Origin of the sequence: Micromonospora lutea (genome assembly GCF_016863535.1) — a bacterium.
In the GTDB taxonomy this organism is placed as follows: Bacteria; Actinomycetota; Actinomycetes; order Mycobacteriales; family Micromonosporaceae; genus Micromonospora; species Micromonospora lutea.
Window position 1 is genome coordinate 40,503 of the sequence record NZ_BOPB01000025.1, and the last position, 11,946, is coordinate 52,448.

At 71.4% G+C, this 11,946-nt stretch carries 10 protein-coding genes; 4 read left to right on the top strand and 6 right to left on the bottom strand.

All coding sequences use genetic code 11. From position 1 onward, the window contains the following. Positions 1–25: 25 nt before the first annotated feature. Positions 26–412: a phage holin family protein gene (locus Vlu01_RS20090; protein ID WP_204001859.1), complete on the bottom strand. Its 387-nt coding sequence runs from the start codon at positions 410–412 to the stop codon at positions 26–28. Between the two features lie 45 nt (positions 413–457). Further along, positions 458–2,308, bottom strand: a complete 1,851-nt coding sequence (gene eccE, locus Vlu01_RS20095) for a type VII secretion protein EccE (RefSeq protein ID WP_239096004.1) — start codon at positions 2,306–2,308, stop codon at positions 458–460. 240 nt (positions 2,309–2,548) lie between these two features. Here eccE and Vlu01_RS20100 point away from each other — a divergent pair, with 240 nt between their 5' ends. Together Vlu01_RS20100 and Vlu01_RS20105 are read left to right on the top strand one after the other, a co-directional pair. Next, complete coding sequence (locus Vlu01_RS20100) at positions 2,549–2,869, top strand: WXG100 family type VII secretion target (RefSeq protein ID WP_204002202.1); 321 nt, start codon at positions 2,549–2,551, stop codon at positions 2,867–2,869. A gap of 25 nt (positions 2,870–2,894) precedes the next feature. Then, positions 2,895–3,188: a WXG100 family type VII secretion target gene (locus Vlu01_RS20105; protein ID WP_204001861.1), complete on the top strand. Its 294-nt coding sequence runs from the start codon at positions 2,895–2,897 to the stop codon at positions 3,186–3,188. Positions 3,189–3,225: 37 nt separating this feature from the next. On the opposite strand, the gene mycP is transcribed toward Vlu01_RS20105, so the two are convergent. Beyond that, the gene (mycP, locus tag Vlu01_RS20110; protein WP_204001863.1) at positions 3,226–4,467 is read right to left on the bottom strand and encodes a type VII secretion-associated serine protease mycosin; all 1,242 of its coding nucleotides are present in this window, start codon (positions 4,465–4,467) and stop codon (positions 3,226–3,228) included. 152 nt (positions 4,468–4,619) lie between these two features. Here mycP and Vlu01_RS20115 point away from each other — a divergent pair, with 152 nt between their 5' ends. Both Vlu01_RS20115 and Vlu01_RS20120 read left to right on the top strand, forming a co-directional pair. After that, positions 4,620–7,514: an SseB family protein gene (locus Vlu01_RS20115; protein ID WP_239096005.1), complete on the top strand. Its 2,895-nt coding sequence runs from the start codon at positions 4,620–4,622 to the stop codon at positions 7,512–7,514. Then, a complete protein-coding gene (locus Vlu01_RS20120) occupies positions 7,511–7,876 on the top strand; it encodes a UCP033725 family protein (RefSeq protein WP_204001865.1) in 366 nt (121 codons plus the stop codon). Before Vlu01_RS20115 ends, Vlu01_RS20120 begins: the two co-directional genes overlap by 4 nt. Positions 7,877–7,891: 15 nt before the next feature. Here Vlu01_RS20120 and Vlu01_RS20125 read toward each other — a convergent pair whose 3' ends face one another. From Vlu01_RS20125 to Vlu01_RS20135, 3 genes are all read right to left on the bottom strand, one after another. Then, complete coding sequence (locus Vlu01_RS20125; RefSeq protein WP_204001867.1) at positions 7,892–8,824, bottom strand: alpha/beta fold hydrolase; 933 nt, start codon at positions 8,822–8,824, stop codon at positions 7,892–7,894. Between the two features lie 87 nt (positions 8,825–8,911). Then, positions 8,912–9,358, bottom strand: a complete 447-nt coding sequence (locus Vlu01_RS20130; protein ID WP_204001869.1) for a DUF5818 domain-containing protein — start codon at positions 9,356–9,358, stop codon at positions 8,912–8,914. Between the two features lie 161 nt (positions 9,359–9,519). Then, positions 9,520–11,925 carry an immune inhibitor A domain-containing protein gene (locus tag Vlu01_RS20135; protein ID WP_204002207.1) on the bottom strand — a complete coding sequence of 802 codons (2,406 nt, stop codon included), beginning with the start codon at positions 11,923–11,925 and terminating at the stop codon, positions 9,520–9,522. Positions 11,926–11,946 lie beyond the last annotated feature (21 nt).

Consider the following 11,946-nt stretch of genomic DNA (forward strand, 5'->3'; position numbering starts at 1 on the left):
GTCGCCGGCAGGGTCACCGAGGCGGTCAGTCGCGGTCGAGGATGGCGCCGAGGATCCAGGTGACGATGCCGACGAAGAGCGCTCCGAGCACCGCGGCCGGCCAGAAGCCGTCGACGTCGAAGGGCAGCCCCACCTGATCCGCGATCCAACCGGTGAGCAGGAACAGCAGACCGTTGACCACCAGTGCGATCAGGCCGAGGGTGAGCAGGTAGAACCCGCAGCCGACAGTCTTGATGATCGGCTGCAGGACCCCGTTGACGACACCGAAGATGACTGCGACGAGGATCAGCGTCAGTATCGTCTCGGTGGCCGAGTCCGTGTCGAGCGAAATGCCGGGAATGAGCAGCGTGGCCAGCCAGAAGGCCACCGCCGTGGCGCCGACCCGGATCAGGAGACCTTTCAGAAAACCCATGGCGGGCATGGTGTCACGGCGGACGCGTGGGCGGAACCCGCGAGATCATCCTGCTCGGCGAAGGTCCCGGACACCGACGAGCTGCGTCTCGATCGGGGTGCAGGTGACCAATGCCCAACGCAGGGCCCGCCGGTTGACCACGGCGACCATGTCGTGCCGGACCCGGGTCAGCAGCTCCGCCGCGTCGCCGAGCCCCAGAGCGTTGCCGGCGACCGTCGCTTCCGCCCGGCTGAGTGGTGGGAAGACCGCCAGGTCGGCCCGGCCCAACGCGTCCGCGTCTGCCGAGGTCAGCACGTCGCGGACCAGCAGCGTGGTCTGCCATGCCGTGCCCGGCCGTGGACCCGCCGGCGGTGGCGCGTCCAGCACCACGAGCACCGGGGCGAGGGGCGTCCCCGATCCTCCCGCCACCGGGCGGTCCGGTGGTGTCAGCGGAACAGGCCCGCCTGGCACGCCAACGCCCCGGACGAACCGCTCCCAGGCGTGCGGACGGGTGGTCTGGACGATCACCCGGGCACCGAGCGCCATCGCCCGCACGGCGACCAGTTGGGCGACGGGTACCCCACCGACGAGCACCAGTCGGGTGCTCTCCGGCCGGAACAGCCGGACGGTGACGGCCTGACCGTGCCGGTTGACGCCGAGCTTCAGCCCGGCGGCACCGTACGGTAACGCCAGCTCCGGGTGCCCGGCACCGGCAAGCGGCGGTGCTCCGGGCAGGGCCGACGGCAGCGTGCCGGCGAAGGCCGGCAACTGGCCGCCGTCGAGCCGCTCCACCGCCGCGCCGTCCACGGCCACCGCCCGGCGTAACTGCCGGGCCGCGTCCGACAGCTCGGTGGGCGTCGTCGCGGCCAGCCGTACGGACAGCCCGGTTGCGGTCGGCCGCTCCGTCTCGCTGTGCAGGGACATCGTGATCGCGGTCACCGGCAGCCGCCGCAGCCGGGGCACGAGCGTGGCCATCGCGGCCCCGGCCGGCCACCTGCTCAACCGGAAAGTGGTCTGGAGCAGGCCGCCGCACCGGACCGCCTGCCAGGACTCCCGAACCGGCAGCCCGTCGTGGTGGTGGGCGAACTCGGCGAGCACCCGTCGGATCGACTGCTCGCCCACCGGCCGCACGGTCAGCGGGCGCAGCCGCCGGATGCTCCGCCGCACGACACCCGTGAGGGCGTGCCGGAGCGCCTCCTCCGGCCAGCCCCGGGCCCGCGACACCCGCACCGCCAACACCGCCCGCTCCCAGCCGACCTGTCGTTCATCGGTGAGCTGACCGTAGGAAACGGCCACCGCGCCGCCGCCGGCACCGATCGCCGGTGCCGGCGTACCGGTCAGCAGAAGTTGTACGCGTACGGGCGGCGTCTGGTCGGTCTCGGCGGGAAGCAGCGACGCCGGTGACGGTAGTGACTGCCCGCCGTCACCGAGCAGATCAGCCGGATCGCCGATCTCCAGCAGGGTCACCAGGCCATCCGGGTCGTCCAGCACCGCGCCCGGGCCACCGTCCCACTCGACGGACCGGACCACGGCCTGCGGGTCCACCAGATTGAGCAACTCGACCGGGTTGGTGCGGCGCCGGGCCGACCGCCGTCGAGCGAGGTAACCGACGCCGATGACCAGCCACTCGTGCAACCATCGCCGACGTACCCGGAACCAGGTCACGGCGAGCAGCCCAGCCACCGCCAGTGCTGTGGCGCCGGTCGCCAGGAGACCTCGGCCCGCCACGGCGACGAGACCCGCCGCTGCGACCTGGGTGATGACGATCTGCCCAGGGTGGGGACGTGGCCACCGCCAGCGGCGGCCGGATCGTCGCGGACCGGTGGGGCGGATCCGACGTCTGGAGCCGGGGGGTGGACCGTCGGAACGGGGGTGGCCGGCCACGTCCAGGCGGTGCGGATTGAAGGTCGTCGTCACCTCGCCCTCCCCGACCTCGGTCACCCATCGCGATCTGACAACCGCCCATCGTATTTGTCAACCGGCGATCGCGTTGTCCACAGGGGAGCGGGATGGGGTAGCAGAAAGGCGATCGTGTCGCTACTGTCAGCGACGAGTTCTCGTTGGCCCCTCCCGCGTCGTGCTCGCCCTCCGACGTCGTGGGCGGTGCGTTTCCACCGCAGGGCCAGCCACGATCGAGGAGACGAGGTGACGTCCCAGGTGTCCCAGACCCAGGCAGAGGCCGTGGTGATGCAGCAGACCGCGGTCAAGTTCGAGCAAACCGACCAGTCGTTGCAGTCGATGCTCAGTGGACTGTTGGTCCAGCTGGAGATCCTCCAACAGGCATGGCGCGGGGCCGGTGGCCGGTCGTTCGAGCAGGTCAAACGGAAGTGGGCGGAGGACCAGGCCGGTCTGCAGCAGGCGCTACGGGAGACGGCGGGCGCGATCCGCACCGCCGGCACGCAGTACGACGCGTCGGACAGCGAGGCGGCCGCCCGGGTGGCCGCCACCAACCGCGGCGGCATTCGGCTGCCGCTCTAGCTCAGGACCCAGGGAGAAGAATCCGATGGAGCACGGTGTGCTGGTCGTCAACTTCGCCGCGCTGCAACAGGCCAGCGCGGACATCCAGCGGGCGTTGAACACGCTGGACGCACAGCTCGGCCAGTTGGAGCGCGACGCCGCGCCGCTGGTCGCGAGCTGGTCCGGTGCGGCCCAGCAGGCCTACGAGCAGCGGCAGGCGCGGTGGCGCAACGCCTCGCAGGACCTCCAGGCGATGCTGCGCGACATCAAGCTCGCGGTGGACGAGTCCGCAGCCGACTATCTCGACACCGAGAAGCGGAACACCCACCTCTTCCAGTGACCTCTCCAGACCGACCGCGGGGTGACGCCGACCGGCGTCACCCCGCGTCGTGGTCATGGCCGGCTGGACGCCATCGTCGACGTCTCCCCCGAGGCACCACCGCCGCGGTCAACACGACGGCGGCCACCATCGGCACCCCCACGCCGGCCAGCACCAGTGCGCGGGTCCGCGCGATCCTTCGGCGGTCCTGCTGCGCCAGCAGCGCCGGATCGGGCGGCTGTTCGGCCAGCCCGGTCGCCGACCGCGTGCGCCCCGGCACGGACCCGGACTCGGTCATGGCCCGGTACGGATTGAGCACCCCCGCGCCGTAGCCACCACCGGGCGCCGGATCGGCGGTGGCGACGATCCGCCGAGCCACCTCGACGGCGCTGAGATCAGGGCGGTACTGACGCAGCAGGGCTGCGGTGGCGGCGACGAAGGGGGCGGCGAAGCTGGTTCCGTCGGCGTTGCGGTGACCCTGCCCAGGATTGGCGACCAGCACGCCGACACCGGGCGCGACGAGATCCACCTGAGCACCGGTGTGCGAGAAGTCGGCCCGCAGCCCGTCCGCGCCGATCGCGCCTACCCCGAGCACCCCGTCATAGGCGGCCGGATAGGGGCGCCGTTCGCCCTCACCGGAGAGGTTGCTGGCGGCGGCGACCACGACCACGTCCCGGCTGACCGCGTAGGCGACCGCCGCGCGGACGGCGGGATGGTCGGCGTAGAGCACAACGGAGAGGTTGACCACGTCAGCGCCCTGGTCGACCGCCCAACGAACCGCCCGGCCAAGATCCCGGGGTGCCGACGTCCGTCCCGTCCCGCGCCCGTCGACGACCTGCTGCTCGCTGACCCGGACCGGCAGGATCCGGGCCTGCGGCGCCAGTCCTCGGAAACTGGTCCCGTCGCGTGGCGCAGCGGCGATGATGCTCGCCACCCCGGTGCCGTGGCCGACACAGTCGATGCCGCCGTCACCGCCGGGGTCGAGCAGATCGGTGCCGGCGAGCACCCGCCCGGCCAACTGGGGGTGCCGACGGTCGACGCCCGAGTCGACCACTGCCACGGTCACCCCGGCACCTGTGGCCAGTCGGGCGAGTCGTTCCGGGGCGTACCGTTGCTGTGGCCAGGGGGTCGCGGAGATTGGCCGCGCGGGTGCCGGTGGTGACTCGCATTGCGGTGCGGCGTGGGCCGACATCGCCGCGAGCGCCATCGTCGGGCTGGCCAACACGGTTGCGGCCGCGAGCAGACGGGACCAGCGTCGGCCAGCTCGCAGGTGTCGCCGGGCACCTCGTAGCCGGGACATCGACCGCCTCCGTATCGTGTCGACACCGCGACGCGATGTTATCGGTTGCTGGTGAACCGGGCGGGCCGCCGCCGGCCTGACATTGTGATCTTGTAATCACCTTGTAGGTTGTACCCGATACCTATGGCCTGTGCCCGGGAGGAGGGGTGGCCGTGACCGACTGGGAGCCGGCCACCGGGGCCGAGGCGGCGATGCGCGACGCGCTGCACGGCAATGACCAGCAGCTTTACTTCCGGATCCTGTCCGGTGTCGAGCTGCTGCTGCCGGTCTCCGCGCAGGCGGCGGCGGGGCGGACGCCGGTGGGTTGGGGCACCTGGACGACCGGCGGCCGGACGCACGTGTTGGCGTTCACCTCCGCCGAGGCGATGCGTGCCTGCCTCGGTGAGCACGCCGGTCCGAGCCGGCGCACCGGCTACGCGGAGTTGGCCGCGAGTTGGCCGAACCACGAGTGGTGGCTGGCGGTGAACCCGGGCCTGCCGATCGAGGGATACCTGCCCGCCTGGTACGTCTCCCAACTGTCCCGGGGCGACGTCCGGCTACCCGGGCGTACGGTGGGCGCCCGCGCCCGGCTGGAACGCGTGGAGGCGCTGAACCGGTCCCGTGACGCCGCCTCCACACCGCCTCCCCCGGCGACGCCCAATCCCCGACCGCGACCGCCGGGCCCGGTTCGACCGACCCAGCTTCCCCCGGCACCACCGGTGGTGCCGGCGGCTTTCCACCTCCCCGAGGTGCCACTGCCGTCGAGCGCGGCCAGCGGGCCGCGATCGGAGCCCGCCGACCGACCATCCGGCCCCCCGCACCCCACACAGCCGGACAGCAGCGGGATGGGTCGTGCCGCAGCCATCGGTCACCAACGGTTGGGTGGTCTCGGTGCTGCTCGACCGGACAGCCCCGGCGTCATGGACAGTCCGTCGTCACGGCGGTCGACGCCGGATCGACACGAGGAACCGGCGTCCGCCGGGCCGGGATGGCCGACGGCCGCGGAACGCTCCGGGACGCTCCCCAACGGGAACCGGGCAGACTCCGGCACCGAGCAGACGGGTCAGCGATCCTTCTTCGAGCCCGCGAACGGTCGCTCGACGCATCGCGGCGACCGTCTCGCCGAGCGGGCCGCCCCACCGTCCCGGTTCCGTGGTGGTCAGCCGTTTCCCCGGCGCGGCCCGGCCGGCGAACCGCCATCCGAAGGGCCGACCCGCGCCTTCGTCTTCACCGAGAACGACCAGGCCACCAGCACGCGAACGGGTCCAAACGAGGAGACGACCCAACCGTTGCCGGCACCCGACGACCCGGTCCGTCCGCTGCGGGTGAGCACTCCCGTGGGCTGGGCGGCACCGGGCGGCGGTGATCCGACCGCCGGTGGCGGTGCCGATCCCACCCAGGCGCTACCCCGTCGTCAGCCGGTGGAGGAAGAGCCGACCTCGGCGGCCGAGCCGGTCTCCAGTCCACCCGCGCCGCGTCGCGAGTTCACCCCGATCGTCATAGAGGGCACCATCATCGAGGCGCGGGACCTCACCCTGACCAACGGTCACCCGGCTCAGACCGGCGCTGAGGGGGCACCGCACGGTGGGGCAGGACCGGCCACCCATGCCGGCCCGTCGTCGACCCGACCGGCACCGGAGGACACCGAGGAGGCGGCTCCGCCCGCCGCGCCCACACCGGCGGAGCCGACGGTACGCTTTCCGGCTGCCGACCCCGAGCCGGCGCGGATCCCAACCTCGCACCAGGAGCCCGCCGCACCGGGATCCGAGCCGACTGTGCCGGTGCCGATGGCTGTGCCGGAGCCGCCGACTGTTCCGGTGCCGATGGCTGTGTCGGAGCCGCCGACTGTTCCGGTGCCGATGGCTGTGTCGGAGCCGCCCAGCCAGGCCCACACCGGGACCGACGCTGATACGGCGCAGTTGGCCGACGCCCGCCCGGCGGAGACGCCGTCGATGTTCGCGCCGGTGTCTGCGCCGCCGGCAGCCACCCCGCCCTCCTCGGCACCGGTGCCGGGCACACCGCCTGCGACGGCAGCAGCGGCAGCGCCCGGGTCCTCGGTGTCCGGCCCGAGCGCCGCGCCCGCCGCCGGTCCGCCGCCCTTCCAGCCCGCCAACGAGGTGGAGGACGACCTGTACGCTGCCGCCGGTGCCGGCAGCACCGACACGTTCCTGTCCACGTTGCTGTTGGCCCGGGTCCTGATGCCGGTGGCTCGGGACTCCGCCCCCGGTAGCCGTCCCGGCGACCCGGGCTTCGTCTGGCCGGCTGTGCAACTGGACGGGCAGACCTTCGTGCTGGCCTACACCTCCCCGCAGCGCCTCGCCGACCACACCGACCCGGCGGCCGAGACGGTCCAGGTCCGCTTCGTCCAGCTGATCCGTAGGTGGCCGGACCCGTCCTGGTCGTTCGCGGTCAACCCCGGCACCCCGGTGGGTGCGAAGCTGCCCGGTGAGCAGATCGTCGGCTTGGCCAACTGGGCGGCCGAACTCGGCCTCGGCGACGATGCTGAGGGCGAGCCCGAGCCGGCTGCCGAAGCTCCCGCCCGGGCGAGCGGCCCCCGGCAGGCCGCCCCGACGGGTGACCTGGCCCGGCCGATCGTGATGCAGAAGGCGATCGCCCCGAGCCAACTCAACTACTACCTGGAGCGGGGCTACGACCGGGTCTCCGGATTCGTCCACCGGGCGAGCGAACTGGCGCACCTCACCACCCCGTCGGCCCTCTACCAGGCGCTCGGCCTCAGCCACCCCGAATCGCCCTTCGCGCCGGACGCCGAACAGATCTACGTGCTCCGGTGGCCGGCGTACCGGCCGAGTCTGTACCGGATCCCGTACGGCGGGCAGAACGAGGCAGCCATGCGGGCGATGGAGGGCTGGGTCATCGAACGGCCCCCGTTCCGGGGTAACGGCTTCGCGCCCGGCGAGAGCAGCGACGTGCTGGCCGAGTTCAAGGTGGACAGCGTCCGGCTGCCGCACGGTGCCCAACTGGTACGCATCGACGCCTCGGGCGACGAGCGGCTGATCGCCGTCCTCGACACCGACACGCTCTCCTGGCAACAAGTCGGTGAGCGGTGATGCGCGACGGCTACGTGGCCCGCTGGCGTGGGCAGGAATATCAGGCCAGCCCGGACGGCGGCGAGGTTCGGCTGTACCAGCCGGAAGCGACCGAGGGTTTCACCGAGGTCCGCCCCGGCCGGTACGTCCGGGTCGTCCCGGCCAACGAGATCGAGGAACTGGCGTACGTCCGGACGACCTGCACCTGGAAGGGTCAGCCGTTCATCGTGCTGGCCGAGCACGACGGGTGGCTGCGGGTGGAGTACACCGGCGGACGATGGCCGGTCGCGCAGGCGATGCGGCTGGAGGCCTTCGACTTCGGCGTCTATCAGGGGTGGGCACCTGTCGGCGAGGTCACCGAGGTGCGCGAACAGCGGGTCTGAGGCGGTCGGCGCGGGTCAGGACTTCGCCCACCGGAGGATCTCGCCGAGCACCAGTTCCGGTGTCTCCAGGTGCGGGAAGTGCCCGACGTCGTCGAGCAGCCGCCACTCGTACGGTGCGCTGACGTAGCGCCCGGAGCCCTGAGCGGTGCGGGGCAGCGACGCCACGTCCCGCGCGCCGTGCAACTGCAGGGTGGGGGTGGTCAGCGGGCGCTGCATCAGCTTCACGAAACGGTAGCCGTGCAGCCGCAGTACCGACCGGAACGCCCACCGGTAGCCCTCCAACGCGCAGAAGGCGGCCTGCGGGATCCGCATGGCCTCCCGGTAACGGCGCGCGTACCCGACGAAGTCTGCGCCGGTGACCCAGCGGGGGCCGCCCCAGCGGCGCATGATCTCCTCTACCGCCCGGCCGTCGTCGCGGGTGAGAAGGTGTTCGTACCGGGGCAGCTGGAACTTCAACGCCGGTGTCGACGCGGCGAACTGACCTCGTGGATCGGCGAAGATGGCGGCCCGCAGCCGCAGCGGGTGCGGGGCGCCGAGCACCACCAGGCGGCGCACCAGGTTGGGGTGGAACGACGCCGCCGTCCAGGCGATCATGCCACCGGCACCGGTGCCGACCAGGGTGGCCGAACGCTCGCCCAGCGCCCGGATCAGCCCGGCCACGTCGGCCGCGAGGGTGTATCCGTCGTACCCACGGGGTGGTTTGTCGCTGGCGCCGTAGCCCCGCAGGTCCATGGCGACGGCGCGGAAGCCGGCGTCGGCGATCGCCGGCAGCATCTGATGCCAGGCCCACCAGTACTCGGGGAAGCCGTGCAGGAAGAGGACCATCGGGCCGGTGCCCGCCTCCACGACGTGGAAGCGGCTGCCGTTGGCACCCACGAACCGGTGCGTCCACGGCCCCTCGGTGAGTACGCAGGACTCGTCGACGGCATCGCCACGCTGCTCGGTCATGACCGACAGCCTAGGACCTGTGTCGAAGCGGTCGGGCGAGCCGAGGCGCTGGCCGTGCGGCGGCAGTCGGAGGCCGGTCCTTGACGGTCAACTGACCGGGCTCATCTTGAGGATGCTGACCGGGACACCCGGGCCGCAGTCCACCTCGGCCGTCGCCGGAGCGGTGGTCACTCGTACCCAGGTGCCGGTGGCGAAGGTGCCTTTGCCGGTGCCGTGCAACGCGTACTCCCGGCCGTCGTCGGTGACCAGCGTGTAACAGGGACCGCTGCCGCCACGGCTGAGCCGGCCGGCCAGGACGTTCGCCTTGCGTAGCTCGGTGGGATGGCTCGGCGGTGCCGTCGGGGTGCCGATCAGCGGCGGTTCGGTCGGTGACAGCGTTCCGCCGGTGCGGCCGGCGGGAGGCTGCCCGGTGGCGTCGCCGTCAGCGGGGTCGCTGGCGCTGCCCGCCGGCGCGCTGCCGGCCGCGGTGGGGCTCTGGTCGGTGGTCACGGTGCCTCCGTCCGGGTCGCCGCAGCCGGCCAGGACCAGCAGCATGGCGAGACAGGCTGCCGGCACACGGGCGCGGCTGGTGGCGGGCACGAGGGTACGACGTGCGCGCTGGCGCGTCGGTTCCCTCCGGTCGTGTCCGGGCGGTGCCGGAGAGGGCGATGCCCCGGGCAGGTGGCCTGCCCGGGGCATCACTGTCACTCAGCGGATCAGGAGAAGCGGACCTTGGTGTAGATGCCGTCCTGCTTCATGACCTTGATCTTGGTGCCGGTGGCGGGGAGCTTGACGCCGTGGTTCGGCAGCTCCGGGAACCAGTACTGCTTGGTGTCGTCGAACAGCGGCTGCGCGGCCTGACCACGGATGTACTGCGGCTGGCTGTTCAGGTGCAGCGTGAACGAGTCCGCCTTCTTGAGGCTGAACGGCGCATCGTAGACCTGGATACGGGCCCGCCAGGGCTGTCCGGTCAGGTTGTAGATCGGCCGTGGGTGAGCATCGATGATCAGGTTCCGGCCTTCGCCCGGGTGCGCGAACGTGTCGTTGTCCGCCCACCGGGTGTTCCAGTACGAGATCAGCAGCCCCTCCTGGTACGCGTAGTGGTCCACGTAGTCCGGCTTGGTGTTCGTGTACCCGAAGAAGTACGGGCCGGTCTTGAGGTACTTGTCGTACGAGATGTACTGCCGGGTGCCCGCGATGTAGTAGTTCGCGAACTTGCGGGTGTACGTCTCCTCGACCACCTCGAACCCGCCGGCCAACGTCCAGCCGTCCGCGCCGGACTCCGCACCGTCGGTGAAGACCGTCTCACCGTCGGCGGTCAGAGTGACCGCGTCGCCGAAGAAGCCGCCCTCGGAGACACCACCGTCGGTCTGGTAACGCAGCCGGAATCCGACGGTGCCGCCAACCACCTGGTCCAGCGGGATCTCGACGTCGACCCACTCGTCGTCGGTGCTGCCGTCCAGCGCGTACCGGCCGGGAGAGATCTCCTTCAGCGGCTTGCCGTCGGCGGTGCCGGGCTGGGTCGTCCAGCTCTGTCCGCCGTCAACGGAGGTCTCGAAGAAGAGGTAGTCGTAGTCGGCCTCGATGCTGTAGCGGCCCTTCATCGACAGGGTCGCTGACGACTTTCCGGTCAGGTCGAACGTCCGGGTCATCGTGCTGTTCAGGTCGTCGGCGTTGCCGGAGAAGAACTGCTTGTCACCCTCGAACGGCGCGCCGTTGTCGAAGGTGTACTCCCGCTCGGGCAGCACCACCACGGCGGCCTGGGCCTCCTTGGTGTTGTACTCCTGCGGGCCGAGGGTCAGCGTCCGCTTCTGCCCGGCCACGATCACCTCGTAGTCGAGCCAGCCGAGCTGGAGCTTGTTCCAGGCGCCGAGGTCGCCACCGCGTTCGCCGATGCCGCCGTCGTTCTTGGCGCCGAGACGGCTCTGGGCCATCAGCGTCCAGTGCTCGTTGTTGTTGTCGCCGCCGCTGATGACGTTGTAGTCGTCCGGCAGGCCGAGGTCGTGCGCGTACTCGTGGTAGAAGACGCTGCGACCGCCGTTCTCCGGCTGGATGGTGTAGTCACCGATCCACACCCCGGTGTTGCCGATCTGGGTGCCACCGGCCGGGAAGTTCGGCGGCCCGGTGCGACCCTGGTCGGAGGCGTACGCGTACCAACGGTGGCTCCAGATGGCGTCCTCGCCCTGGATCGGGTCGCCGTCGGCCATGTCGCCACCGGCGTGCACGATCTGGAAGTGGTCGATGTAGCCGTCCGGCTCGTTGAAGTCGCCGTCACCGTCGTGGTCGTACCGGTCCCACTGGTCCATCGCCCGGATGTCGGTGGCGATCTCCTCGTCGGTCCGCCCGGCCGCCTTCTGGTCGGCGACCCACTGGTTCGCCGCGTCGCGCACCAATGCCCAGACGTTGTTGCAGACGATCCCGTCGCAGGGGTAGCCGCTGGAGCGGCCGTAGCGGGCTTCGTTGTACTGGACCTTGACCCAGTCGGTGACCACGCCGTCCACGCTGTACCGGCCGGAGGACTGGGCCTCGTAGTACTGCTTCACCGACTCGTCACCGGGGCCGGTGCCGAAGTAGAGCTTCCGGTAGTGCTCGGCGTCGTAGTCCGCCTGCCAGACGGTGGAGTTGTCCACCGACCGGTCCGGCTCGGGGATTTCGTTGTGCAGCGGCCCGTCGAACTTGATCGGGCCGGGGATGTCCGGGTCGGTGTCCTGATCGGGGTAGTCCGGGTGCCGTTCGTTGCCGAACTCGGCGAGGATCACGAAGATCCGGTCGGTCTTTTCCCGGGACAGCTCGACGTACTGCTTCTCGGTGGGGCCTCGGCCGCCCTTGGTGGCCTTGGCGTTGCGACCGGCCTTACCGCCACGGGTGGCTCGCTCGCCGACCTTCACCACCGTGCTGCCGTTGATCCGTTCGGCCTTGGCTCGGCCCGAGAGCACCTCACTGAGGCCCTCCTGACGCAGGGCGCGACGCTTGGCCTCCAGCGGGTTCGGTAGGTCGTGTTCGGCGTGGGCGGGCTCCGCGATGGACGGGGCGGCCGCCGGCGTCTCCAGCTGCGGCGCAGCGGCGGCGGATGTGCCGACCGTCAGTCCGGTAGCCGTCAACGAGAGCCCGAGCAGACCCACTGCGACTTTCCGCACGTGGTA